Here is a 22294-nt window from a genome sequence, read left to right as displayed (position 1 = left end):
CATTGGCTCGTGATCACTCTGCCGGGACCAGCGCACCCGCCGTGCCCTCGTCGTCATCGTCGCGCGCTTCGAGTTGCCGATCGATGGCGTTGGTGATCGCCTCGTCGGCTTCCCTGAGCGCGTGCTGGTAGATCATGGCCGCCCGGACGTTGTCGTGTCTCATGCGGGCCAGGAGGTCCTTGAGCCCCGCGCCTGACTCGGCGGCCAGCATGTTGCCCGTGTGCCTCAGGTCGTGGAAATGAAGCCCAGGCGGGCCGTCGCTGGACCTGTGCCAACAACGGCCACGAACGAAGGCAGATCAACTCAGACTTCGGAACCGACGTTCTACGCAACGGGAGCCGTACGACCTCGTGAATGATCGTGCTCATGAGAAGCGGTCACCATGCGCTGATCTTCGTCCTGAAGCCTAACCCTTGTCCTGCGTCTTGGCGGAGAAGGGGTACGCATCGTTGACCAGCAGTTCCGTCACTTTGAGCAGGCGGCAATGGTAGTCATAGGCGTCGTGGAAGGGGGAGGGGTAGCCCAGGTGGCGCCCCAGATGCCCGTGGAGTTTGCGCAGGCACCTGAGGAGAGTGGCCTTGTGGCCTGAGCCGGTCGTGCCGTTGTTGCGTAGGTAGGTCGATATGCAGTCGGCAAGGGTGGCGTTCAGTTCGACGAGGTCGTCCCTCACCGAGGTTGGTACGTCAGGGAATGGGACGGGCACATGCTGGCCCCACAGGATGCCGATCTCTCGGAACATCACCCGATGACCTTCCGGGCCGGGCCATCTCCACCCATGCAGATATCGCACCTCCCGCGCCAACGGACTACGGCGATGCTTCGGCTTTTCGAGGCGGCGTCGGTCGGCGAAGGCGTCGATCTCTGCGAGCCAAGCGTTCCGGCTGAGCTCCAGCGTGTCCAGCGCCCAGATCAGAGCCAACTCATCGCGTCGAAGGTTTCCTACCGTGGTCAGGTATGACCAAGTCGCGTTGAAGCCGATCGGGTGGTAGCAGCCGACTGCGCACCTCAGCGCGCGGAAGCGCCTCCCGAAAGGAAGATCACGGTCGCGAACGCGTCTGGCGTATGTCCCGAAGCCCACAGCACGATCATCCCTTGCTTTCCACTTCGGGTGGGTCGAGGCAGACGGGATGATCTCAGACGGGCGAGATGCGCGTCGCCCGAGAAATACCAGCTCACGGGCTGATCGCCGGGCCATCAGCGGGCCATTAAGAGGGGCGACGAGGGGTCAATCACGGTCACTCATGACCGGCCCTGTGCCCAGCTAAGAGCCTCGCCAGGCCGTGATCGATGCAGTTCCCAAGCTGACAGCGCGGGTTCGATTCCCGTCACCTGCTCTCATAGCGAAGGCCCAGGTCGGAAGTGGTTTCCAACCTGAGCTTTGATCTTGTTGGGGCTTGTTGATCTCTGCGTGCCATGAGCGTCGACATCGACGGCAGCCCACACAGCATGAGTTCCCACGTCACCGTCGCAGCCAGCCCGAAACTCGTCGAGCTCATCGCCGAGGCACAGAATGTCCCTTGCGGATGAAGCTGACGGATGGGACACGTGTTGGACTGCGGCGCGACACCTTGGTCTGGACGGTTTCTGGTGGAGCTGTCCAGGTTTCCTGTCGGCCGGATTGCGTCATAGCCGGCGATCGCTGCGGGCCACGGGATCACCACACGTCGACGTCCACGCCGATCGCGATGGTCCGCAGGGCGCTGAGCGCGACCCAGGTACGCGCGTCGCTGTCCAGCCCGTACTTGCCGGGGCGTGGCGTCCCTGGCAGCAGTCCCGAGCACGGCACTGACGTGTCCGCAGTCCGCCGCATTCCTGGCCACCTGCGCGGACTCGCGACGCTTCGCCGCCTTGGGGAGTTTCGCCAGCTTGGCGTGTTGTGCGGAGAGATCGGGCAACTGGTCGCCGGGCGGGCCAGTGGGCCTGCCCTCGGCCGCGATTCGCTCGGCCACCGGCAGGTCGCGCCGCACCGACGCCCCGTTGATGTCGCCCCACAGCCGGAGCAGATCCGGCTGCCCGTAGACGGTGAGCGCGCGGGCCGCCGTCCAGTCGTCGAACCAGCGCACGCCGTAGGCATGCGGCTTCTCCGGGTCGTTCGGCTCGCTGCGCTCCCCGATCAGCTCGCGCACCAGCTCGGTCTCGCCCCGCCTGAGCAGGCAGACCAGCCAGGGCACGCCGTGGTGCCGGTCACTCGGCGTGCCCACGCCCTCGTCCAGCACGACGCGGGCCTCCTGCTCCCGGCCGCACTCGGTGAGCGCCCAGACCAGCGGCAGGCGGACTTCCCAGTTCGAACGGTGGGCGTCGGCGGCCTCGCGCGCGGCGGCGAACCATGCTCGGAGCGTTCATGCCGCCCCAGGACCGCGCAGGCCCCAGCGATCGCGGCCACGTCCGCCGCGTCGCTCACGTCCGCGGGATCGTTGCCGGCGTACGGGAAGATTGCGGCGGCTTCGGCCTTGAAACCGGCCGCGCCGAGCACGAGCGCGATCCGCGCGAGGTGTCCAAGACGTCGCCGGTGTTCTGGCATCGCCAGGGCGAGTTCGCGGGCTTCGGCAGCCTCCCCTCGCCGGGCGCAGATCATCGCGAGCTGCTGAAGCGTGTCGACGGTCCATTCGGCCTGGACGACCGAGTTCTGATCGGTCAGGTCGACAAGCGTTCCCCGGACCACCGTCATCAGATCCCTCACGGTGGCGGTGTCGGGGGCGGCCACGTCCCTGCCGACATGCCACCTCCCCTGAACGGCGCCAGCAGCCGCTCGGTATCGGGCGAGGCCGCCTCCGCTCCCGCGTGGGCGGCGTCGGGGAAGATCTTCAGGTCGCCCCAGCGGAACGGCCAGGCGAAGCGGCGGGCGATGGACCAGCAGAGCCGGCCGTCGAGATCGTCGTCCCGGCCGGGCTGCGCGATGACCGTGCCGTCCTCGAACGCCACTGCCCAAGTGTTCTCGTCCAGCGCGAACGTCGGGTTGAGCCGGAGCTGGTCGCCGACGTCTCGGCCGGTGAGGAAGAGCGGGCGGCGAGCGGCCGGGGTGTGGTGGAAGGGGTGGTCGGCCACGATCTCGCCGGTCTCGGGGCGCAGGAAGCGCACCGCGTGCGAGCCGATCGCGATCAGCACGTCGTCGGCGGGCCATTCCAGGCCGAAGCCGTGATCGCACTGGCCGATGGCGCGCCGGATACCGTCCAGGACGCGCAGCCGTTCGGGGCGTTCGCCGAGCGACCAGATCTCGATCCGCCCCTCGCCGGTGACACAGGCCGCCTGCTCGCCGTCCGGTGACCAGGCCCACGACCGGGCGTCCCAGCCGCGCGGGTTGGAGGGGGCGGCCTGAATGTTCAGGTCGTGGCGGTGCTCGCCGGTCGTCGCGTCGATGATCCCGACGGTCCCGCCCGCCGGGTCCACCACCGCCAGCCGACCGCCCGGCCCCCAGCACAGGACATCGGCGCCCGGGTAGCCCGCAAGCTCCGCCGCCGTCTCACCCGTCAACGCGTCGGCGATAATGAGCTTTCCGCCACGCTGGTAGGCCAGGAACCGTTCGTCCAAGCTCCACTCGGGCGGAGCCGCATCCGGATTCTCTTCCAGGCCCAGAATCCAGGAGACCTGCCGTTTCTCCACGTCGAGCGAGATCGCCGCGTACTCGTCCTCCGCCTGTCCGTAGACACGGGAGCCGTCGCGCGACCAGAACGCCCGGCCGAGGATCAGCTCGGGCTCGTCGTCCCAGGTTTCCCGGAACTCCTCCGGCAACGGTCCGCTGAACTCGATCGGCTCCGTTCCCTCCGGATGGGCGTCCGGCGGCCCGGCGACCGAGCCCTCGTGCATCGCCACGATGACGTTGCGAAGGAAGTCCGACTCGCCTCCGTAGACGAACGCGCGCCTGCCGTCGGGGGCGAAGGCCATGCCCGACGGCCTGCCGGAGGCAAGGAAGAACGCGTCGGCGATCGGCTCGCGAGCGGTGCCGAACGGGTCCCATACCCCGGTCGCGTTGGTGTTGTACTCCAGCGCGATCCGCGTGCCGTCCGCCGACCACTGGAGGCTGCGCGTGTAGTCCGGGAAGCCGATGCCGCCCATGATGCCGTCGATCGCGTGGACGCAGCGGCCGGTGGCGACCTCGAAGATCTGCAGGACGCCGCCCCGGTCGTAGTCGTCGCCGGTGTGGCTTCCGACCGCGAGGTGGTGGCCGTCCAGGCTGAGCGCGTGGCCGGTCACCTCGCCGCGATGCACGTCGGAGTGGCGCAGCAGCGCACCTGCGTCGCGAAGCCTGGCGGTCGCGAGGCGATGCGCGTCGGTGACGCCGTGGGCGCGCTCCAGAGCCTGGAGGGCGTCCCGCAGCGGCACGGTGTCGCGCTCCGCGCAGAACGCGGACCAGTCGGCCTTCTTGAGGGTGTCGAAAGCCTCGTCGGGGCCCATCCGCTCGTCCGGGACGCCGGTGAACAGCGGGGACGGCGGCGCAGTGCCGGGCTCCCGGCCTTCGAGCACGGCCACCAGCGCGTTCTCGTCGTAGATCGGAACGCCGCGCACCGCCGCCGGCCCCGCCTTGGCCCCCGACTTCGCCCCGGCGAAGACCAGGTCCGTCTTCGCCGAGACCGACGCGGTCACCTTCGCGCCCAACGCCTCCAGGCCGCGCTTTGCCTCATCCTTTGAAAGCCGGCCGAACCGACCGGCCAGCACGACCGTCCTGCCACTGATGATCATGCTCAGCGACCGTAGCGGAGATGACCGACACATCACCTCTTGTTCGGCGATCAGCTGGTCTTTGGAGTTCCGGTTCTCGCGTTCGGTGTGTTCGGTGCAAACCGGCTGCGCCCTGGACGTTGTGAACAGCAATGTCGGGCCTCTGCAGGTTTGCTCACGCTCCGGTTTCGACTGCCCGCGCACGCCAGCCCGCTGTCGTCCGACAGGAACCCGTTCAGGCGGCGCCACCGAGATCGGAATCGAAGGCGACATCCGACAACTCGACCTGAACACCGACACGAGCACCGACAACAACACACGGACGCCGACAGCTTCAACCGCTCATAACCACCGCTTTCTCAACGAGGCCGCACTGCCTGGCATCTGACGGCCAAGCATCCCTGCATGCCGAATGCTCAGCGACTCCTTCGGCCACACGAGCGACTCCACCGCGTGGAACGAGTCGGGCAAGCTGACCGACGGCTACGGGCTCCAGGTGATCGTCTACGGCGGTAAGGCCGTCGAACGGGTCTCCGAGCGGATGGCCGGATATGGCGAGCAGGGCGCCGAGCCGATCGTTATCCGCGGCAAGGAGGCGTACCTGGTGAGCGTCGGCGAACCGCCCGGCGAACTCGCCAACGACAAGAACACCCCGTCCGGCGAGCCTCGCGCCCGCGTCCTCACCTGGATCGAGAACCCCGGCCTCGCCATCGAGCTCCTGATGAGCCCCGCCTACGCCAAGAAGGTCAACGCCGACGCGGAACTCAAAAAGATCGCCAACGCCCTCCGCCCGGCCGAGTAATCCCTCCCCAGTCAGAGCCGCCGCGTCCGCCTGCCCGTACCAGCGCCTTGCGCATCAGGCGGCCGGCTCGCTCGGCCACCGCCTCTGGGCTCCACCGCCGCTCAGAACTCTGAGATCAGCGACGACGGAAGATGCAGGTCATCAGCGGGAGGACATCTCCAATGAGGGTCTCCGACATATGGCTGAGTTGCCACCCTTCACGCTCGACGCCCTCAATCAGCTCGGCCGCATCCGGAACCGCCCAAGCACGCATGCTTTCGGACTTGGCTCGGAGACGAGACACGAAGATCTCGTGCCCCTCTTGATAGGCCCGCTGAGCCTCCGCGATGGTTTGCCCGATGGCCTGCTCGTCATTCCGAAGCCATGCCATGGACCGCCGGTCTCCTCTGTTGAAGTTGATGCATCAGCCGCCGAGGGGAGCAACGCTCTTGTGATCGGAAGGGTTCCAGGAGAAAGCGATGCCTCCGGCGGGGACACACTCGGCTCCGGGATGCCCGCCCGCCATCGACCCGGACAAGCCGAAGTCGATCCAGGTCGAACTTCAGGGTTTAGAAAGTACCGGAAGGTTCACTCGTAGATTTCAGTACGGCCGGATCATGCTGTGGCGCAGGCCATATCTGAAGGTAGTGGTCATCCAGCGAGTGGCGCTCTTCATCCATTCCTCGGACGTGATACCGCAAGCGGTACGTTCCGGGACCAGCGAGTAGCGGAGAAAGGTTGTACGCCTTTTTCTCGTCCCAATCCATGAGCCATCCCACCATGAAGACCTCGCCCGACGGGGACTCGAAGCTGATCTCCACGATGTCCTCATAGCCGTCAAGGTCAGCACCCGGATCCCGGTCGGCGACAGCCACCGTGAAGGGAATCAGGCCCCACTGCGGTGCGATATGCAGCCTGACGACGCCTCTCTGCTTCACTTCAACGAGCCCGACGGAGTGAGCCGGTGACTCATCCGACTTGTCGGCGGCCCCGTAATCCCCCCGATCCAGGAGATAGACCAGACCACAGTCCTCCACCTCCACATCCATCCGCTTGGTGTGCATGACAGAGATCTCGTTGCTGCTCATGGGTGGGGAAGCATAGAACCCGTCACCGACAATTCCGGCTATCGAGAGCCCCGGTCGTTGACCTCGATGGCAGCCCACGGGGAATGGGCGAGGCGGTCGTTGACCCAGCGCTGTCGTTCCGCCGAGAGACCGCGAGCAGTCATGGCCCTGTGCAGAAGTTCTGAATCGAACCCCTGCGCCGCCATGTGGTCGAGGAGAGGTTCGTATCGATCGGGCCGATCACGCAGGAGTTCTGTGGCCAACCGCAGTTCCAGGCGCACCACAGGAACACGATGCGAGCCACACGTGACCAAGACGTAGTGCTGCCACGGGCCACGGCCGATGCACTCCATCTCATCGGAGTCGGTCTCCTGCTCGACCGTGCTGATCTCTAAGTGGACCCCGTTCACCTCATACCTGGCGAAGTACTGCGAAGTCTCGGGGAGCCAAGATGCCGCGTACAGGCAGGGGAAGGACGAGAGAGCGCCAGCGACCGTGTCCACGTCCTCCCGCCGGGCCACCAAGAGGTCGACATCTCCGACAGGAAGATGAACACCTTGCAGCAGAGCGGCACCTGTGCCCCCCACGCGGTACATCGGGTCGGCCCCCACGGCCCTCAGGGCGGCGAGAGTCGCCTCCAACGCCGACGTCACGTCCACCAGCCGTAGAGATGCCTCACCAGATCCCATGACGATCAGCGTACCGATCACGAGCCTCCAAGGTCAGACTGCGGTTGTCGGGCCATCAGCGCCATTGGCCAGGGTGGCGAGATGCCGGCCATGAGGTCCTTGATGCCCGCTTCGGAGTCGGCGACCGGCATGCTGCCCATCCTGGGGCCGCGCGGCGGCGAAGCACGGCGCATCCACCGCTGCCTCATCCGGACCGTCCCGTCATGACCCGACTTTCGACAGGGGTACGGGTTGACGATCGACGGATGATTCACCCGGCCCTTCCGCGACAGGCTCGGTCCCATGAACTCGTACTTTCCCGGACGGCGGATCGGCGGCGTGACGCTCGTCCTGGGACCGGTCGTCCTGTGCGCCGGATACCTGCTGCGCTATCTGAGCTCGACCACCGTTCTCTCCCCGCAGCAGCAGGCGTGGGCCGAGACGCAGCCCTTCGCCGCCAACGGCCAGCTCCTCGCCTACACCTCACAACCCGCCCTCCTCTCCCTCTCCTACGCGGTCTTCGCGCTGGGGGCGGTGCTGCTCTTCCCCGCCTTCATCGCCCTGGCTCAGCGGGTGGGCGGCGGCCTAGCGTTCTGGGGGGCCACGCTGCTGGTCGCCGGGCTCTTCGCCCGCCTGTACTTCGCCGGCGCCGACCAGACCGCCTTCCAGCTCACCGAGGTCATCGGGCTGGACCAGGCGACGAACGCCATCATGAAGGAGTACGTCGACATCTCCTACGGGCCGTGGCGGGTACCGGTCTGGGCTTCGGTCGGCCAGTACGCGGGCTCGCTCCTGCTGGCCATCGCCACCTGGCGCTCGGGCGTCTTCGGCACCGCCCGCGCCCTGATGCTGCTGGTGGCGGGAGGCACCTGGATGGGCGTACTGAAGGCCGCCTCGATCCCCGATGTGCTGGTCACCGCCCTGCTCTGCGTGGCTCTGGTCCCGCTGGGCGCGCAGGTGCTGCGTGCGCGGCCACCGGTCCCGACCGGCCGATCGCGGGTGCTCAGCTGGTGAGCGGTGCCCCGTCGAACGGGCGGCCGAAGTTGCTTGGGATGCCCCGGGTAGCCGGCACCTGGTGACAAGGGGAATCCTGTTGGCATGAGCTACCCGCCCCCGAACGTCGGCGCGCCGTCCAGGGCACGGAGATCGGCGCTGTATGAGTGAGCACGATGTGTTCCTCGCCGACTGCCCCGCTGCACGGCAAGCCGATCGTCGACTGCACCAACCCGGTCGAGATAGACAGGTTCACACTGGTCACAAAACCCGGCCGGTCGATGGCGCAGGACATCGAGCGGACAACCGGCGGCCACGTCGTCAAGGCATTCAACCTCTGCCAGGCGCGCGTATGGCAGATGGAACCTCCACTGTTCGACGGCCGCCGCCTGGTCGTTCCGTACTGCGGTGACCACTCGGCCGCACGAGACATGACGCGGCAACTGATCGTCGACATCGGCGGTGAGCCGCTGCCGATCGGCGACCTGCAGCACGCTCTCCACCTCGAGTCGATGGCCGCGATCGTGATCTCGCTGCTGTTCGGCGGACGTGACCCTCACACGGTCTTCAATCTCGTCGACCGCGGTCCCGTCACCACGAACGGGTAGCCGAAGGTGCCGTCACGGTGAACAGCACCGCGTCATCGTGAACGTGGCCGCCGGGGGTTCGGTGGCCTGCGAGGCCGTCGCCCAGCGGGAGCCGGCGTCAGTTCACGCAGAGACAGAAGGGATGCCCTGCTGGGTCGAGGAAGACCCGGAAGGACGAACCGGGCTGGTGCTCGTGCTTGGTCGCACCGAGAGCGAGCACCGCGGTCTCGGCGGTGTCCAGGTCGTCGACGATCACGTCGAGGTGCATCTGCTGGGGCACTTCCTGCATCGGCCAGCTGGGCGGGGTGTAGGGGTCCACCTTCTGGAAGGAGATGCACTGACCGTAGTCGGCGCGTACGTCAGCCCAGTCGGGGGAGACCTCGACCTTCCAATCCAACATCGCGCCGTAGAACGCCGCCAGGGCGCCGGGGTCGGGACAGTCGATGACGATGCCTGGGAAGCGTGCGATTGCCATGCCGACCACGCTACGGCCGTCCTGCATCGCGCGAAAACACGTTGCGGGGAAGTCGGAGACGCGGAAGGCTCCCGGCGTGAAGATGCACGCCAACCAGCTGACGGTGTCACCGGAGACGGTGCGTACCCTGGTCGATGAGCAGTTCCCCGAGTGGCGGAGCCTGCCCGTCACGGGCATCGCCGCCAACGGGACGGTCAACGCCATCTTCCGCATCGGCGACCGCTTCACAGCTCGGTTCCCTCTGCAGCCCGGGGACGTCGACGCGACGCGGCGCCGGCTGAAGTCCGAGGCGGAAGCAGCCCGCGAGCTGGCATGTCGCACGCGGTTCCCCACGCCCGAGCCGGTCACGCTCGGTGAACCCGGCGCGGGATACCCGCTTCCGTGGTCGGTGCAGACGTGGCTGCCCGGCGTCGTGGCCACCGATGAGGACCCGGGCGAATCGGTCGCATTCGCCCACGACCTGGCCGATCTCATCAGGGACCTGCGCGCCATCGACACGCGTGGCCGTACGTTCGTCGGCAGAGGCCGGGGAGGCGACCTCCGGTCCCACGACGCGTGGATGGAGACCTGCTTCAAGCAGAGCGAACAACTCCTGGACGTACGTGAGCTTCGCCAGGTGTGGAAAGACCTTCGAAGCCTGCCGCGCAGAGCAGCCGACGTGATGGCCCACAGTGATCTCATTCCCGGCAACGTGCTCGTGTCCGCTGGTCGGCTGGCCGGGATCCTCGACAACGGCGACTTCGGACCGGCCGATCCCGCTCTGGATCTCGTGAGTGCCTGGCATCTGCTCGAGGCCGGGCCGCGGCAGGTGCTCCGTCTGGACCTCGAGTGCGACGACCTTGAATGGGAGCGGGGCAGAGCGTGGGCCTTCGAACAGGCGATGGGGCTCGTCTGGTACTACCTCGAAACCAATCCCGCCATGAGCCGGCTGGGCCGACGCACCCTGGACCGCATCTTGGCAGACGAGTCACCCGCCTGAGTGTCAAAGATTCCGACCGTGCGGTACGTGCGGGCTACCGATCCGGCGGGAACCGGTTGCCGATGAGTTTCAGCAATGCGGCGTGCGTGTCCAGGTCAGCCGCCACGACGAGCCCGCCCGCGCCGGTGTGCAGTGGCTGACCGTGGATGCCGGTCACCACGCAGCCGGCGGCCTGGCACAGCGCGATCCCGCTGGCGAAGTGCACGCTGTCCCGCAGATGGCCGTCGGTGACGTACGCGGCTCGCCGGCCGGCGGCGACCCAGGCCACTGCCAGGGTGGTGGAGACGACGCGGGGGCTGAATCGCTCGACGAACCCTGGGTCGGCAAGCAGCCGGGCAGCCCGGAAGCTCGGTTCGTTCGGAAACGGGGGATCGAGGTTGACGTCCACCAGCCGCGAATCGGGCGACGGCGTGAGTCGCTCGTCGACGCCGTCGCGGCGGACGTACGCGTGATCGCCGTCCGTCCAGAACACCTCTTCGGCGAACGGGTCGGCTGAGGCCGCCACCGTGATGTCCGAACCCACGCGCAGGGCGATGTTCACCGCGACCAGCATGCTCCGCGCGGCGTAGTTCAGCGTGCCGCACAGGGGATCGACCAGCCACATGCGCTCCGCGCTGCCCGAGCCCGTACACCCGCTCTCCTCGCCGGTCACGGCGTCATCCGGTCGGGCGGTGCGGACGACGTCGAGGATGGCGTTCTCCGCTTCGATGTCAGCAGTCGTTGCGAAGTCGCTCTCAGACTTCTGGAAGCGCGTCAGCGACGCGCCGTACATGGACCGCACGACAGCGGCTCCTGCTTGCGCTGCCGTGAGAGCCAATTCCTCGTCCGTGATCAGCATGCACGCAGGATAGACAGGGCGGGGTCCGCCGGTGACATCGGGCGTCGACCCGTACCTCCACCAGCCCGCGGAGGTTCGGTGGCCCGCTATCCGGTCGCACGTTGTACGGTGCTATGGAGGAGGGTGGACGCTTTATGGCAGACGAGCAGATCACGACAATCGGCAGATGTTACTTGTGCAAGCGCACCTTCAGCTTCACCCCTGCGAATGTCATGACGGTCATGATGGACCCCGGGACCAATCTTCCGCTGGGCATGACGGTGTCAGGGACTTTCCGTGAGCCGACACCGGAAGCCACCGCCAGATCGGTCAAGGAACATGTCTGCCCCGACTGTGTGACCAGGGCAAAGCAGCTCAAGGAAGTCATGGATACGCCCCTCCAATTCGACACGTGGCAGAGGGACAAACCTTGATCGTGCGCTGCGTGAGCTACGGGCGCAGCCTCTCAGGCTCGTGGAGCACGATGTCCGCCAGACGGGGCGGGAACATACGCCTGACGCTGTCCGCATAGCCCCCACCGTCGACGGGCTTCCTGACCTGATCTCCGTCCACCCGCACGGGCATGGAAGTGCCTCCCGGTGGAATGTCAGCCGTCGGCGTCATCGTGCAGATCGCCCAGGCGAACGACGAGGAGCCCTCCCTGCCGAGTAGGCGGACCTCGCAGGTACCCCGGCCCCAAAGCAAACTGTCTGGCAGACGCGCGGCGAGGCGTTTCTCCTCAGCTCGCACAGCCGGCGTGTTGCGGTCCGGCAACTGATACGGCGACTCGGAGCAACCGGACAGCATTCCGACCGTCAATCCGATGCCGACAACGTATCGACGAAACATGCTGCCGATGATGCCATCCCCGCACCGCACATTCGCGAAAAGTCTCGGCCGCCTGGCGCAGCAGAGGCGTATGCGGCCGGGCCACCTCACAAATGAGTCCAGCGGATTCCGGCGGCGACAATTTCGGATGCGGTAAAGAGCTGCGGATCGGAGCCTGTCGTGGGGACCTGATCGATCAGGAATCGAGAAGCGCCCACCCAGATCCTGGGAGACGCCACCGTCTTCGTGCAGACGGTCACCGTGGGTGGCGAGCCGGCTGGTCATGTCGTGGCCTGGTGGGTACAGGACCGGCGTTTCATCGGATATTGGCTCGGTCGTCCCTACTGGGGGCAAGGCGTCGGCACCAAGGCGCTGACGCTCTTTCTCCAGCGGGAGGAAGCCCGCCCCCTTCACGCCGACCCCTTCGCCGAGAACACCGGTTCGGTGCGGCTCCTGGAGAAACTGGGCTTCCATCGCACCGAGACGGTACGGCACGGCGAGAACGAGCACCTCATGCTCGTGCTCGGCAGCGCCCGCTGACTGACCTCGGCGGGAGGGGCGAGACGCTCCGTAAGGCGCCGGCTGCCGGGGCGGGCGGTTTCATGCTGAAGGACGCGCCGCCCGCCCGGCTGGCCGAGGCGATCTGAGCCGGGCCCGGAGGCAGCCGAGGTAAGCAGGCCCGATGACCTCCGGGTGGGTCAGCGCGTGGATGTACGGCTCGCTCAGCCGGCGTCCGGAACGTAGGTCAGGTTGAGCACGCCGGTCTGGAAGGTTTCGGACTCGACCAGCTTCAGCGGGTGGGTGGGGGTGTCCTCGAACAGCCGCTGGCCATGGCCGACGGCGATCGGGTGGACGAGCAGCTTCAGCTCGTCGAGGAGCCCGTTGGCCAGGAGCCATCGCACGGTCGTCGCGGAGCCGGACATCTGGATGTCGCCGTCGAGCTCCTTCTTGATTTCGCGCACCTGGGCCGCCACGTCACCGGAGATGATGGTGGTGTTGTTCCAGTCCGCCTTCTCCAGGGTGTTCGACACGACGAACTTGCGGGCGTTGTTGATGGACTTGGCGACGTCCGGGTCGGCTTCCGCCGTCGGCCAGTACGCGGCCCACTCCTCGTACAGTTTGCGCCCCATCAGCATCCCCACCGAGCTCTGCATACCCGCCTCGACCACGGCGCCCATCTCGTCGCTCCAGTAGGGGAAGTGCCACTGGTCCGGCGCCTCGACCACGCCGTCCACGGAGATGAAGAAGTTCGAGATGATCTTAGCCATTGCTCTGTTCCTTTGCCGTCAAGGGTTGGTTCACCATCACGCGGCGCACAATACGACGAGGATCCCCGCGCACGAAGACGATTCCCCCCGTCGTCGCCTGCGACTGGGAGGCTAGGCGAGAACGAGTGCTCAGGTCTTGTACAGAAGCGACAGCGGCTGCGACGGATCCCCATCTATCAACTGCATGGCGGTCCGCCCGATATAGCGGGTCAGCGAGCGCGCCAGGTGTGATTGGTCGAAGTATCCGAGCCGGTGGATCACGTCATGGGGCGGCACACCCTCCTGGATCAGGACCGCAGCCCGCCTGGCACGACCGATCTGCCGGACCGCGCCGCGGGTGAGCCCGGTCGCCGCCACGAAGCGCCGCTGGACGGTGCGTTCGGACACATCCGGAGACGCGCCACGGAGCACGGCGTCCACGATCGGGTCACGGACCAGAACATCTTCACGCACCATCCGCCGTACGAACGCCTCGGCATTGTCGTAGTCGGGAAGGTGCCAGGCGGAACCCTTAAGCCAGAACGATCTGCGCGTCGCATCGGGAATCTCCGCGGAGCCGTCGACGAGCCGGCTGATCGGAATATGCGGCATCGACATGCCGAGCGAAAAGATGATCCCGAAGAACGTGGCGTCCTGCGGAACGGGGGCCGGACTCGCCCTCGACTCCGGCCCTTGAACGGCCACGTTGACCTGACCGCGGTGCTCCCAGAAAACGAGATCCCAATGCGCTGTCGCGACCGAGGTCATCCGGCTGACCTCATCGCTCCTGCTCCGCCACACCCGCTCGATATACGGCGAGTCGGACGATCGACTCTCGACCTTCAACGCCATCCGAGTCATCCCCCTAACTCCCCCCAGCCCATGTTCGCAGAGCCGCCCTCGGCCGTGCCAGATGTCGAAGCGCGAGAGAAATGCGACGGAAGGGCATCGAACTCCCAAGCATGACCGCCTGACCTCAAGGCGGCAACAGACCCGGTTCGACGTCGAGGCCGCTGTCGTGTGGGTCACGGACCCGGTGAAATGAGCTCAGTGGGCGGGTCCGGTTCGAGGGCCTGCCACTTCAGGCGTTCCCGGTGGAGTCGTTCCATCGCCATCCAGCCGAGCGAGAACGTGGGGATCGGACACGTCAGGCTCGCCCTCCCTGAATGGCCCGGCAGTGGATCTCAGAACTGATTCCAGGGCGGCCCGGCGGGACGGTCAGGCGTCGAGTACGGCGGCGACGGCTTCGATCTCGACGAGTTGGCCTTGGTAGCCCAATACGGTGACGCCCATCAGGGTGCTCGGCACGTCATGCTCACCGAACGAGTCCCGGACCACCTCCCACGCGGCCACCAGGTCTTCCTGCCGCGTGGACGCGACGAGGACCCTCGTGCTGATGACGTCCTGCAGTGATGCGCCAGAGGCGGTGAGAGCCGCCAGCATGTTCTCGATGGCTTTCGCCGCTTGGCCGGCGTAGTCCCCGAGTGCTGCCGTCGAGCCGTCCTCGTTCAGCGGACAGGCTCCGGCGAGGAAGATGAGTCGTGACTCGGCGGGCGCCGTGGCCGCGTAGGCGTATTCGGCGACGTCGGACAGGGAGGCGGAACGGATCAAGGTGACGGCGCGAGGCACGGTCGTTCGGTTCCTTTTCGCGTTGGGCCGGAAAGCGCCCATCCTGACACGGGCCTTCCTGCGTCCGCCTTCCCTTTTTCGCCCTATGGTCCGCCTGCCGGCCCTGGACTTGAGCGGCCGGCTGCGGGGAACTCGGCCTGCCGACCACCTCGGCGTGACACCTCCGGCGGGCCTCACCAGCCGAGCGAGCTGATCTCGCCCCCCACAGGCAAGCTCTCGCCGCCCGAATCGACCGAGACGCCGCAGCAGCTTCGCGTCAGGACGGGGCGAGGACGCAGAACTCGTTGCCCTCCGGGTCGGCGAGGACCATCCACGGCACTTTGCCCTGGCCCACGTGCGCGGGCGTCGCACCGAGAGCCTGGAGGCGCGCGACCAACTCCGCCTGATGGGCCGCAGAGGTGGTGGCGAGATCGAGGTGCACACGGTTCTTTGCTCGCCCACCAGCGCAATGCCCAGCTCACCGTTGGTGAGGCCGAGGTTGACCAGGCGGCGGAGGTTGAGTGCGGCGGCGCGTCGCCTTCCGTCCTTCGCGCCGCCCTGGTCGGCAGCCAGGCACGTAGCCTGGCGGGGAAGGGGGACTGTGATGAACGACGGCGATCGGGGCCCGGTGCTCTCCCCTTCGGAGCAGGAGACCATGCGAGAGTTGCTCCGGGCCGACCATCAGATGACGACGGCCCGCGTCGCCATACTGGGCCGTGACCGGGACGCGATCGTGGAATCGTCGGCGCTGACCGCCCCCGACGACGAGCACGACCCTGAGGGGACGTCCACCGCCTTCGAGCGGGCCCACGTCCAGACCCTCCTCGACCAGGCCCGGACGCACCTCGCCGATCTGGACCTCGCCTTCGAGCGGCTACGCCACGGCACTTACGGGATCTGCGCGAAATGCGGGCAGCCCATCGCCGTCGAGCGTCTGATGATCCTCCCGGCTACCCGGACCTGCGTCGTCTGCGCCGCCAGTCGCCGTCGATGAAACTGGTGGTATGGGGGTGTCTGTACGGCGAGGCGTTACTGTGCGGTCATGCTGAAAGGACGCCGCCCTGAGCGGAGTCGCCTGGAGCGGCTGCTCGCGGAGGCTCGGGACGGGCGCAGCGGGGCCCTGGCGGTCCGGGGCGAGGCGGGGGTCGGCAAGTCCGCCCTGCTCGACGATCTCGCGTCGGCCGCGCACGGGATGCGGCTACTGCGGGGGGTCGGCATCGAGACCGAGGCCGAGTTGCCGTTCAGTGGCCTGCACCTGCTCCTGCATCCGTTCGTGGACCGGCTGGACGTGCTGCCGGAGCAGCAGGCGGAGGCCATGCGGTCGGTCTTCGGGCTGGCGGAGGTCCCGGTGCGCGACCCGTTCCTCGTCGGCGCCGCGACGCTGACCCTGCTGTCGGATCTTGCCGGGCGGCGACCGCTGGTCTGTCTGATCGACGATGCCCAGTGGCTGGACCGGGCCTCCTCGGACGCGCTGCTGTTCGCGGCACGGCGGCTCCACGAGGAGCCGATCGTGATGGTCTTCGCGGTACGGGACACCGCGCAGCCCTTCCTCACTCCGGGGATCGAGGCCATGCGGCTGGACGGGCTGGACCGCGGCTCAGCCCTGGAACTGCTGCTGGAATGCGCCCCCGAGTTGACCGTTCCGGTGCGCGACAGCCTGCTCGACGAGGCGGGCGGCAATCCGCTGGCCCTGATAGAGCTCGCGCACGTGTCGCGGAACGGTCCTGTCGCGCCGGTCGGCCCGCTGAGGGTCACCGGACGTGTCCAGGACGCCTTCCGGGCCCAATCGGGCGACCTGCCCGACGCCACCCGCCTGCTCCTCCTCCTGGCGGCGGCCGACGGGACGGCCGAGCTGGATCTGGTCCTGCGGGCGGGCGCGAGTCTCGGCGCGTCACCTGTCGATCTCGGCCCGGCCGAGGAGGCCCGTCTCGTCGTCACATCAGGAGACGAGATCAGGTTCCGCCATCCGCTCATCCGCTCGGCCGTCTATCAGAGTGCCCCGCACCACCAGCGCATCGCCGCGCACGCAGCCCTGGCCCGTGCTCTGTCCCCCGCGGAGGATCACGATCGCCGCACCTGGCACCGGGCAGCCGCCACCACCGGCCCCGACGAGGAAGTCGCCGGAGACCTGGAACGCACAGCAGAGCGGGCCCGGCATCGAGGCGGGACGGTAGCGGTCGCCCTGGCGTACGAGCGGGCCGCGCGGCTCAGCGCCGACCAGGAAGGCAAGGCCCAGCGGATCGTCCGTGCCGCCCGGTCGGCCTACGACGCCGGCCGCCCCGGGTGGGCGACCCGGCTCGCGACCGAGGCCGCCGCCCTGACCGACAGGCCCGCCGTCGTCGCCGAGGCGATCTACGTGCGGGCACAGGTGGCCTACGAGAGCACCTCACCTGCCGCCGACGCCGCTCTGGCATTGCAGGGCGCCACGCTGATCACGCGGAGCCACCCGGAACGGGCGGTGTCCATGCTGACCGAGGCCGTGTGGGCAGCCCGTGACGCCTGCGCACACGATCTCCTCGGCCGCGCCGTCGCCCAGTTGGAGACCGTCCAACTGCCCCCGGATGCGGCGCTGAGACCCGTCGTCGCGGCGCTGATCGGGTACGGCAGGCTCGCCGGCGGAGATCCGGGCGCGGCGGTCGTACCGATGCGCGCGCTGGTCGAGGCGGTCAGGGCCGGCACCGTCCAGGACTTCGTGGAGCGGGTGATCGCCGGGTTCATGGGGCTGCTGACCGCGGACGACGACGCGGCGACGGACGTGCTGGAGTCGCTGGTGGCCGACGTCAGGGCGGCCGGGGCGCTCGGCTGGCTGCCCTACGCGCTGGAGCCTCTGGCGATCGGGCGGTTGTTACGCGGCGACTTCCGCGGAGCTCAGGCCGACGTCGCCGAAGGCCTCTCGCTGGCGTCCGACATCGGCATGGACATGCAGGTGACCGTGCTGAAGGCCATCTCGGTGTGGCTCGCCGCGGTGACCGGCGACGTCGCCCACTGCCGTGCGCTGGCCGGCGAGGTACGCGAACACGCGGCGCCGCATCCCACCAACGCGGCGCTGGCCGCGTGGGGCGAGGGCCTGCTCGATCTCGCCGACGGGCGCTTCGAGCAGGCGGCCGACCGGCTCGACGAGGTATGCGGGGGACCCGCCCGGCACGATCTGCTCATCAGGGCCGTACCGGATCAGGTCGAAGCCGCCATTCGCGCCGGACGCGCCGGCCAGGCCCGCCGGCACCTGCCGGCCTTGGCGGCGTGGGCCGAGCACAGTGCCGTCGGGAAGGCTCTGGAATCGCGTTGCCAGGCCATGCTCGGCGACGGGGACCAGGCCGAACAGCACTATCGCGCCGCGCTGGAGCTCGTCCCCGGCCGGCCGTACGAACTCTCGCGGACCAGGCTCGTCTACGGCGAATGGCTGCGCCGCAAGCGTCGCCGCTCTGAGGCCCGCGCCGTCCTGGCACAGGCGGAGGAGACCTTCGCCAGGCTCGGCGCGGCGCGGTGGGCGGAGCGTGCCCGCGCCGAGCTGGCGGTGCTCGGCGACCGGCCGGTGACCCGCGCCCAGGCCGACGACCCGCTCCAGCGGCTGACCCCGCAGGAACTCCAGGTCGTGCGATTGGCCGCCGCCGGGCACAGCAACAGGGAGATCGCGGCGCGGCTGTACCTCAGCCCGCGGACCGTGGGCCACCACCTCTACCGGGCCTATCCGAAGATCGGCGTGACCCGCCGGATGGAGCTCGCGAAACTCGAGCTGTAAGCCCGTATCAGTCGACGTACTTAACTCCCGGCCGCAGCCGCACCGACGAGGACCCGAATCCCGGACCGAGTCACCCTCGCCGGCCCCGCTGACCAGCGCATCCACCGATGCGGTCATCAGGCCGATGCCGCCTTGACGTGCCGTTCCTATATTCGAGACATCGAACCGACGGACGGAGACGACCATGCTTCTGGCGAACAAGACCGCGGTGATCTACGGGGGAGGCGGCGCCATCGGCGGCGCGATGGGGCGGGCCTTCGCCGCCGAGGGCGCGAGGGTCTTCCTCGCCGGTCGCACCCCCGACAGGCTCGACGCCGTCGCCGGCGACATCCGGCGCGACGGCGGCCTGGCCGAGACGGCGATCGTGGACGCCCTGGACGAGACCGCCGTCAACGGCTGGGTCGACTCCATCGCGGCACAGACCGGCAGCGTCGACATCTCGGTGAACGTCATCTCACAGGACGCCCTGTTCGTGCCGCTGCTCGACATGCCCGTCGCCGACTTCGGACGCGCGATGGACAAGGTGGCGCGCTCGTTCCTGCTGACCGCCCAGGCCGCCGCACGGCACATGGTCAAACAGGGCTCGGGAGTCATCCTGCACTTCGGCGGCTCCGATCCGACCAACTCCATGCCCGGCATGGGCACCGTACAGGTCGGCTTCGACCTGGTCGAGGCGGTGCGCCGCCAGTGGGCCTGCGAGCTCGGCCCGCACTCCGTCCGCGTCGTCTCGATGCGGACCGGCGGGATCCCCGAGACCCTCCCCGATCTCCCCGAGACGGCCCCGTACAAGCAGCAGATGGTCGACGCCACGCTGCTCAAGAGGGCGGCGACCCTGGACGATGTCGGCCGCGTCGCCGCGTTCCTGGTGTCGGAGCAGGCCAGGAGCATCACCTCCACGCAGGTGAACATCTCCGCCGGGGCCCTCGTCGACTGACACGGCAGGAGAGGTACTCGAAGGGGTTCACGGAAGCGACGTCAGGAGAGACAGCGATGAACGACGAAGTCACCCGGTACATCGACGGCGCCGCGCCCTGGCAGACGGCCGTCTGCGAGAAGCTGCGCTTGATGGTCCACGAGACCGTTCCCGAGGTCGAAGAACAGCTTCAGTACGGCAAGCCGCATTTCCTTCAGAACGGCGACCACGCGGCCGTCATAGCGGTCGCCCGGAACAAGGTCTCGTTCATGGTGTTCAACGCCACGGAGATCCCCGTGGTCAAGGGGTTCGTCCGGGCACTGGGCAAGGGGGACCGCAAGTGCGTCGACATCGCGGAAGGGCAGGAGGTCGACTACGCCGCGCTTGCCGACATTCTGCGGAAGACCACGATCGCCCCGTAGCCGGCGGCCTGCGAAGCCGCGGCTGCCGACATCATGGCGTCATGGGTACCTGGGTCTATGTACGCGGCTGGCTGGAGTTCTCGGGGCAGCGGCCGGCCGCGGAACACGTCATCGACGAAGGCGGGCGCGAAGGCTGGACCTTCCCCGAAGGCGGCTGGAGATAGGCCGGTCATCCCTCAGGCTCGCCACGCGCCGAGATCACTATGGTGGGATGTCATGGCACGAAAGGCGGGCCGGGCACGTCCATCCGGAATCTACGCGGCCGAAGAACAGGTGTTCCGGTTCTATCCCGACGGCGTAGTGCTTGACGTGCTGGTCAAGCCGTCTCCGGGACCGGCCGAGGGGCAGGCCGTCGCGACCTGGCTCCACCGGGAGGCGGAGCCGCTCGGCGGCGTCCACCTCGCGCGCTATGAGATCTCCGACGGCTCCATCTCCTTCACCACGCGGAGCCACTTCCGGGACGAAAGCGTCGAGGTGCGGGGATCCTGGAGCGCGGGACGACTCGTGCTCGCCCTGCGTGAGGCGGGGCGATGGCGGACAGAGCGGGATTTCCCGCGCATCTGGCCCACCTGAACGACGGGGCCGGTCCGCCTCGCCGGCCCTGACGCCAGAGCGCCTGGGGAGCTCAGAGGTCGTCGACCAGCTTCGAGTAGACGTACATGTCGCGCCGCTCGCCGCCCACGTCCTGCCAACTGCGCAACAGCCCCTCACGGACGAACCCCGCGCGCTCAACGGTCCTGCGGGACGGCGCGTTCCACGGTTCCACGTGCAGTTCCAGCCGCGGGATCCGCAGCTCTTGCAGGCCCCAGGACGAGACCGCCCGCAACGCCGCGCCCGCGGCGCCCTGACCGCGGGCGGACGTCACGACCCAGCAACCCACCGAGGCCCGGCCGTGCGGGCCCAGCCACAGCCCGATCTGTCCCACCGCCCGGCCCGCACCGGCATCCGCGATCGCGAAGGAGTAGCCGACCCCGCTGGTGGCCCTGCTCCACTGCCGTCGGATGAACGCGGCGCCCTCCTCGTCCGTGTAATTCGCCGGCAAGCTCGTGATCAGAGGGATGTACGCGTCTTCGGAGGCCTCTCGCACCAGCGCGACATCGTCCAGCCGCCACGGGCGGAGCGTGAACCTCTCACCCGCGGGGAGTTCGGGAACGACGAGTGGTCTGTCCATCCCGGCATCATGCCACCGGAAATGATCTCGGCGAGGCCCGCTCCCGGGCGAATGGGCGGATGACGAATCCGCCCTGGATGGTGCTCATCGGCGCATTCCGGATAAGTACGCTATTCCGTAATTACGGAATAGCGAATAACGTCAAGGTGGGGCTCGGCTAGGCGCACAACGCTCGGAACGGAGCCGGCATGACACCGTCACGACCCCGCGCAGCCCGGCAGGCGTGGATCTCGGGGGAGGTGGAGGAGGCCGCGCGCCTGGCGGCCGAGGCGGGCGACGACCGCCTGCTCGTCCTGGCGGATCTCGTACGTGGCCGGTTCGAGCCGGCGCTGGCCCGCTACGAGGCCCTGACCAACGCGCACCGGCTCCGCGCGCTCGATGAGCCGGTGGCGCACGCCTGGCTGCACCTGGACCTCCCGGACAGAGCGTGCGAGCACCTGCGCCGCAGGCGCCGCCGCGTCCCGCCCGACCTGGCGCTGCGGCGCGATCACCCCATGACGGTCAAGGCGCCCGAGCCCGTCACTCTGCCCTTCGCCGATCACCCGCTGGCCGCGTACCTGCCCGCCGTCGAAGGCGCGGTGAACGGCCATCAGGTCCTGCTGCACCTGGACACCGGAGGGACGTTCCTGGTGATGGGCGCCGAGCGGGCGGCGGCGATGGGCGTCGAGTCCGTGCCGAACGGCCGTCGCTTCCACGGCGTCACCCGTACGCAGGTCCGGGTGGGCCTCGCGCACGAGCTGGACCTCGGCGGGGCGGTGCTGGCGAACGTGCCGGTGGACGTCGTGCCGACGCTGACCGGCGCCCAGGACATCGTGATCATGGGCACCTGCCTGCTGCGGCGCTTCCTGTCCACCGTCGACACCCCCGCCGGCCGGCTGCTCCTCGCCCCGCGCGGCCGGCACGCGCCGCCGGTGGGGACGCAGGTCCCGTTCTACCTGTGGGGCGATCACTTCATGTTCGCCAGGGGCGGCTACGGCACCCGCGATCTCGTCTTCTTCGTCGACTCGGGCCTGGTCCACGTGCTGGAGGACGAGGACGGCACGCTCAGGCAGGCGGCCGTGCTCGCCACCAGGTCCCAGTACCGCGCGTGGGGCGTGCCCCGCGCCGACCTCGCCGCCACCCACCTGAAGGCCGCCCACCCCCTGCGGCTGGGGGCGCTGGAGCAGCCCGGCCACCTCCTGTCGATCGCCCCGACCAGGACCGCGCCGTGGTCCGGCTTCGGCGGCATCACGGTCGAGGGGCTGCTCTCCCAGGCGTTCCTCGCCGAGTACGCGTGGACGCTGGACTTCGACAGGCACGAATACACGTTCCTCGATGGCCGGGGTACTCCGAGCCGGCCCTGA

General features: G+C 68.3%; 27 protein-coding genes and 1 pseudogene. 14 read left to right on the top strand and 14 right to left on the bottom strand.

Going from position 1 to position 22294, the window contains the following annotated elements:
- Positions 1-13: 13 nt before the first annotated feature.
- The 4 genes from V5E28_RS20605 to V5E28_RS20590 form a co-directional block, all read right to left on the bottom strand.
- Entirely contained in the window at positions 14-211 is a 198-nt protein-coding gene (locus V5E28_RS20605; RefSeq protein ID WP_336208588.1) for a hypothetical protein, read from the bottom strand.
- Between the two features lie 195 nt (positions 212-406).
- On the bottom strand, positions 407-919 hold the full coding sequence (locus tag V5E28_RS20600) for a hypothetical protein (protein WP_336208587.1): 513 nt from the start codon (positions 917-919) through the stop codon (positions 407-409).
- Between the two features lie 406 nt (positions 920-1325).
- Positions 1326-2216: a hypothetical protein gene (locus V5E28_RS20595; protein ID WP_336208586.1), complete on the bottom strand. Its 891-nt coding sequence runs from the start codon at positions 2214-2216 to the stop codon at positions 1326-1328.
- 460 nt (positions 2217-2676) lie between these two features.
- Positions 2677-4677 (bottom strand): BRCT domain-containing protein, encoded by a 2001-nt coding sequence (locus tag V5E28_RS20590; protein WP_336208585.1) that lies wholly within the window; start codon positions 4675-4677, stop codon positions 2677-2679.
- Between V5E28_RS20590 and V5E28_RS20585 the strand changes: the two genes are divergently transcribed.
- Positions 4670-5044: a hypothetical protein gene (locus tag V5E28_RS20585; protein ID WP_336208584.1), complete on the top strand. Its 375-nt coding sequence runs from the start codon at positions 4670-4672 to the stop codon at positions 5042-5044. The genes V5E28_RS20590 and V5E28_RS20585 overlap by 8 nt on opposite strands.
- 24 nt (positions 5045-5068) lie before the next feature.
- Positions 5069-5458: a hypothetical protein gene (locus V5E28_RS20580; RefSeq protein ID WP_336208583.1), complete on the top strand. Its 390-nt coding sequence runs from the start codon at positions 5069-5071 to the stop codon at positions 5456-5458.
- Positions 5459-5573: 115 nt separating this feature from the next.
- Here V5E28_RS20580 and V5E28_RS20575 read toward each other — a convergent pair whose 3' ends face one another.
- From V5E28_RS20575 to V5E28_RS20565, 3 genes are all read right to left on the bottom strand, one after another.
- Positions 5574-5828 (bottom strand): hypothetical protein, encoded by a 255-nt coding sequence (locus V5E28_RS20575; RefSeq protein WP_336208582.1) that lies wholly within the window; start codon positions 5826-5828, stop codon positions 5574-5576.
- Positions 5829-6006: 178 nt separating this feature from the next.
- A complete protein-coding gene (locus V5E28_RS20570; protein WP_336208581.1) occupies positions 6007-6525 on the bottom strand; it encodes a hypothetical protein in 519 nt (172 codons plus the stop codon).
- 38 nt (positions 6526-6563) lie between these two features.
- The gene (locus tag V5E28_RS20565; protein WP_336208580.1) at positions 6564-7214 is read right to left on the bottom strand and encodes a hypothetical protein; all 651 of its coding nucleotides are present in this window, start codon (positions 7212-7214) and stop codon (positions 6564-6566) included.
- 261 nt (positions 7215-7475) lie between these two features.
- Here V5E28_RS20565 and V5E28_RS20560 point away from each other — a divergent pair, with 261 nt between their 5' ends.
- Together V5E28_RS20560 and V5E28_RS20555 are read left to right on the top strand one after the other, a co-directional pair.
- Positions 7476-8186: a hypothetical protein gene (locus tag V5E28_RS20560; RefSeq protein ID WP_336208579.1), complete on the top strand. Its 711-nt coding sequence runs from the start codon at positions 7476-7478 to the stop codon at positions 8184-8186.
- Positions 8187-8332: 146 nt separating this feature from the next.
- Complete coding sequence (locus V5E28_RS20555) at positions 8333-8773, top strand: NADPH-dependent F420 reductase (protein WP_336208578.1); 441 nt, start codon at positions 8333-8335, stop codon at positions 8771-8773.
- A gap of 97 nt (positions 8774-8870) precedes the next feature.
- Here the strand turns inward: V5E28_RS20555 and V5E28_RS20550 are convergent, their stop codons facing one another.
- Positions 8871-9227 (bottom strand): VOC family protein, encoded by a 357-nt coding sequence (locus V5E28_RS20550; RefSeq protein WP_336208577.1) that lies wholly within the window; start codon positions 9225-9227, stop codon positions 8871-8873.
- Between the two features lie 82 nt (positions 9228-9309).
- Between V5E28_RS20550 and V5E28_RS20545 the strand changes: the two genes are divergently transcribed.
- Entirely contained in the window at positions 9310-10206 is an 897-nt protein-coding gene (locus V5E28_RS20545) for an aminoglycoside phosphotransferase family protein (RefSeq protein ID WP_336208752.1), read from the top strand.
- 34 nt (positions 10207-10240) lie between these two features.
- Here the strand turns inward: V5E28_RS20545 and V5E28_RS20540 are convergent, their stop codons facing one another.
- Positions 10241-11044, bottom strand: a complete 804-nt coding sequence (locus V5E28_RS20540; protein ID WP_336208576.1) for an inositol monophosphatase family protein — start codon at positions 11042-11044, stop codon at positions 10241-10243.
- A gap of 134 nt (positions 11045-11178) precedes the next feature.
- Between V5E28_RS20540 and V5E28_RS20535 the strand changes: the two genes are divergently transcribed.
- Both V5E28_RS20535 and V5E28_RS20530 read left to right on the top strand, forming a co-directional pair.
- Positions 11179-11457 carry a hypothetical protein gene (locus V5E28_RS20535; protein ID WP_336208575.1) on the top strand — a complete coding sequence of 93 codons (279 nt, stop codon included), beginning with the start codon at positions 11179-11181 and terminating at the stop codon, positions 11455-11457.
- A 640-nt stretch (positions 11458-12097) separates the two neighbouring features.
- Positions 12098-12391: a GNAT family N-acetyltransferase gene (locus V5E28_RS20530; protein WP_336208574.1), complete on the top strand. Its 294-nt coding sequence runs from the start codon at positions 12098-12100 to the stop codon at positions 12389-12391.
- Between the two features lie 182 nt (positions 12392-12573).
- Here the strand turns inward: V5E28_RS20530 and V5E28_RS20525 are convergent, their stop codons facing one another.
- The 4 genes and pseudogenes from V5E28_RS20525 to V5E28_RS20510 form a co-directional block, all read right to left on the bottom strand.
- A complete protein-coding gene (locus V5E28_RS20525; RefSeq protein WP_336208573.1) occupies positions 12574-13119 on the bottom strand; it encodes a dihydrofolate reductase family protein in 546 nt (181 codons plus the stop codon).
- A gap of 129 nt (positions 13120-13248) precedes the next feature.
- Complete coding sequence (locus tag V5E28_RS20520; RefSeq protein WP_336208572.1) at positions 13249-13950, bottom strand: helix-turn-helix transcriptional regulator; 702 nt, start codon at positions 13948-13950, stop codon at positions 13249-13251.
- A 366-nt stretch (positions 13951-14316) separates the two neighbouring features.
- Positions 14317-14769, bottom strand: coding sequence for a RidA family protein (locus V5E28_RS20515; RefSeq protein ID WP_442945845.1), 453 nt, complete (start codon positions 14767-14769; stop codon positions 14317-14319).
- Positions 14770-14989: 220 nt separating this feature from the next.
- Positions 14990-15157: pseudogene (locus tag V5E28_RS20510) on the bottom strand (VOC family protein); the annotation flags it as partial.
- 153 nt (positions 15158-15310) lie between these two features.
- Here V5E28_RS20510 and V5E28_RS20505 point away from each other — a divergent pair.
- From V5E28_RS20505 to V5E28_RS20480, 6 genes are all read left to right on the top strand, one after another.
- A complete protein-coding gene (locus V5E28_RS20505) occupies positions 15311-15700 on the top strand; it encodes a TraR/DksA family transcriptional regulator (protein WP_336208570.1) in 390 nt (129 codons plus the stop codon).
- A 48-nt stretch (positions 15701-15748) separates the two neighbouring features.
- A complete protein-coding gene (locus V5E28_RS20500) occupies positions 15749-18445 on the top strand; it encodes an ATP-binding protein (protein ID WP_336208569.1) in 2697 nt (898 codons plus the stop codon).
- Positions 18446-18629: 184 nt separating this feature from the next.
- Entirely contained in the window at positions 18630-19379 is a 750-nt protein-coding gene (locus V5E28_RS20495; RefSeq protein ID WP_336208568.1) for an SDR family NAD(P)-dependent oxidoreductase, read from the top strand.
- A gap of 56 nt (positions 19380-19435) precedes the next feature.
- A complete protein-coding gene (locus V5E28_RS20490; protein ID WP_336208567.1) occupies positions 19436-19780 on the top strand; it encodes a DUF1801 domain-containing protein in 345 nt (114 codons plus the stop codon).
- Between the two features lie 41 nt (positions 19781-19821).
- Positions 19822-19944, top strand: a complete 123-nt coding sequence (locus V5E28_RS20485; RefSeq protein WP_336208566.1) for a hypothetical protein — start codon at positions 19822-19824, stop codon at positions 19942-19944.
- Between the two features lie 52 nt (positions 19945-19996).
- Complete coding sequence (locus tag V5E28_RS20480; RefSeq protein WP_336208565.1) at positions 19997-20353, top strand: hypothetical protein; 357 nt, start codon at positions 19997-19999, stop codon at positions 20351-20353.
- 52 nt (positions 20354-20405) lie between these two features.
- Here V5E28_RS20480 and V5E28_RS20475 read toward each other — a convergent pair whose 3' ends face one another.
- Entirely contained in the window at positions 20406-20951 is a 546-nt protein-coding gene (locus V5E28_RS20475) for a GNAT family N-acetyltransferase (RefSeq protein WP_336208564.1), read from the bottom strand.
- Between the two features lie 188 nt (positions 20952-21139).
- On the opposite strand from V5E28_RS20475, the gene V5E28_RS20470 reads away from it, so the two are divergent.
- Positions 21140-22294, top strand: coding sequence for a retropepsin-like aspartic protease (locus tag V5E28_RS20470; RefSeq protein ID WP_336208563.1), 1155 nt, complete (start codon positions 21140-21142; stop codon positions 22292-22294).

The organism is Nonomuraea sp. LPB2021202275-12-8 (assembly GCF_037044575.1).
Taxonomy (GTDB): domain Bacteria; phylum Actinomycetota; class Actinomycetes; order Streptosporangiales; family Streptosporangiaceae; genus Nonomuraea.
This window is presented reverse-complemented; position numbering and strand designations above follow the sequence as displayed.

Coding starts and splice junctions, on each gene's coding strand:
- V5E28_RS20520 (WP_336208572.1), bottom strand. CDS start 13,950: ATGGCGTTGAAGGTCGAGAGTCGATCGTCCGACTCGCCGTATATCGAG.
- V5E28_RS20575 (WP_336208582.1), bottom strand. CDS start 5,828: ATGGCATGGCTTCGGAATGACGAGCAGGCCATCGGGCAAACCATCGCG.
- V5E28_RS20535 (WP_336208575.1), top strand. CDS start 11,179: ATGGCAGACGAGCAGATCACGACAATCGGCAGATGTTACTTGTGCAAG.
- V5E28_RS20480 (WP_336208565.1), top strand. CDS start 19,997: ATGGCACGAAAGGCGGGCCGGGCACGTCCATCCGGAATCTACGCGGCC.
- V5E28_RS20545 (WP_336208752.1), top strand. CDS start 9,310: ATGCACGCCAACCAGCTGACGGTGTCACCGGAGACGGTGCGTACCCTG.
- V5E28_RS20560 (WP_336208579.1), top strand. CDS start 7,476: ATGAACTCGTACTTTCCCGGACGGCGGATCGGCGGCGTGACGCTCGTC.
- V5E28_RS20540 (WP_336208576.1), bottom strand. CDS start 11,044: ATGCTGATCACGGACGAGGAATTGGCTCTCACGGCAGCGCAAGCAGGA.
- V5E28_RS20580 (WP_336208583.1), top strand. CDS start 5,069: ATGCTCAGCGACTCCTTCGGCCACACGAGCGACTCCACCGCGTGGAAC.
- V5E28_RS20550 (WP_336208577.1), bottom strand. CDS start 9,227: ATGGCAATCGCACGCTTCCCAGGCATCGTCATCGACTGTCCCGACCCC.
- V5E28_RS20590 (WP_336208585.1), bottom strand. CDS start 4,677: ATGATCATCAGTGGCAGGACGGTCGTGCTGGCCGGTCGGTTCGGCCGG.
- V5E28_RS20525 (WP_336208573.1), bottom strand. CDS start 13,119: ATGGCTAAGATCATCTCGAACTTCTTCATCTCCGTGGACGGCGTGGTC.
- V5E28_RS20605 (WP_336208588.1), bottom strand. CDS start 211: ATGCTGGCCGCCGAGTCAGGCGCGGGGCTCAAGGACCTCCTGGCCCGC.
- V5E28_RS20470 (WP_336208563.1), top strand. CDS start 21,140: ATGACACCGTCACGACCCCGCGCAGCCCGGCAGGCGTGGATCTCGGGG.
- V5E28_RS20475 (WP_336208564.1), bottom strand. CDS start 20,951: ATGGACAGACCACTCGTCGTTCCCGAACTCCCCGCGGGTGAGAGGTTC.
- V5E28_RS20515 (WP_442945845.1), bottom strand. CDS start 14,769: ATGGGCGCTTTCCGGCCCAACGCGAAAAGGAACCGAACGACCGTGCCT.
- V5E28_RS20570 (WP_336208581.1), bottom strand. CDS start 6,525: ATGAGCAGCAACGAGATCTCTGTCATGCACACCAAGCGGATGGATGTG.
- V5E28_RS20495 (WP_336208568.1), top strand. CDS start 18,630: ATGCTTCTGGCGAACAAGACCGCGGTGATCTACGGGGGAGGCGGCGCC.
- V5E28_RS20585 (WP_336208584.1), top strand. CDS start 4,670: ATGATCATGCTCAGCGACCGTAGCGGAGATGACCGACACATCACCTCT.
- V5E28_RS20485 (WP_336208566.1), top strand. CDS start 19,822: ATGGGTACCTGGGTCTATGTACGCGGCTGGCTGGAGTTCTCGGGGCAG.
- V5E28_RS20490 (WP_336208567.1), top strand. CDS start 19,436: ATGAACGACGAAGTCACCCGGTACATCGACGGCGCCGCGCCCTGGCAG.
- V5E28_RS20500 (WP_336208569.1), top strand. CDS start 15,749: ATGCTGAAAGGACGCCGCCCTGAGCGGAGTCGCCTGGAGCGGCTGCTC.
- V5E28_RS20505 (WP_336208570.1), top strand. CDS start 15,311: ATGAACGACGGCGATCGGGGCCCGGTGCTCTCCCCTTCGGAGCAGGAG.